The 250-nt window shown below is 64.4% G+C and carries 1 pseudogene; it reads left to right on the top strand.

The annotated features are described in order from the left end of the window. Positions 1-250: pseudogene (locus BST14_RS32130) on the top strand (hypothetical protein); the annotation flags it as partial.

The following is a 250-nucleotide window of genomic DNA, read 5'->3' on the forward strand; positions in this document are numbered from 1 at the left end:
TGGCTCCGCCGGCCAACGCCGCCGACCGTGCGGACCCCAGCAAGTGGGTTCCGGTGTTCACCAATCCGAGCGCCGGCTACTCCATCGTCGGTTACACCAACTTCGTCTTCGGCCAGTGCTACAAGGACGCCAGCGTTTCCACCGACGTCCGCGCCTTCATCTACAAGCACTACGGTGGCACTACCACCAACGCCGCAGTTGCCGCCCATGGCTTCATCCCGCTGACTCCGGCCTGGAAGAGCGCCATCGT

The sequence above is a fragment of the Mycobacterium arosiense ATCC BAA-1401 = DSM 45069 genome, assembly GCF_002086125.1.
GTDB lineage: Bacteria > Actinomycetota > Actinomycetes > Mycobacteriales > Mycobacteriaceae > Mycobacterium > Mycobacterium arosiense.